The 229-nt window shown below is 45.0% G+C and carries 1 protein-coding gene; it reads left to right on the top strand.

The features are described 5' to 3' along the window. On the top strand, nucleotides 1-229 hold a 229-nt coding region (locus Q4528_RS16680; RefSeq protein WP_303522928.1), incomplete at both ends, for a hypothetical protein.

Below are 229 nucleotides of genomic sequence, written 5' to 3'. Positions count from 1 at the left end.
CGCCAATACCGTATTTCTAAAGAGCTCGATAAGCAGTTAAAGCGAGTAAGTACAGTTTTGGGTGTGCCATTCACTCACCATTGTTTGCATCTAGACAATCAGCATGATCAGCTGCGTTTACATGGTTGGTTGGGTTTACCTGAAGTGGCTCGCGCCCAAAACGACCAGCAGTACTTTTATGTAAATGGTCGAATGATGCGTGACAAGCTACTACAACACGCAATTCGAC

It is taken from the genome of Staphylococcus pasteuri, from assembly GCF_030547725.1.
Classification (GTDB): domain Bacteria; phylum Bacillota; class Bacilli; order Staphylococcales; family Staphylococcaceae; genus Staphylococcus; species Staphylococcus pasteuri.
Note: the sequence above shows the minus strand (reverse complement) of the source record. Positions and strands in the feature narration are given on the sequence as shown.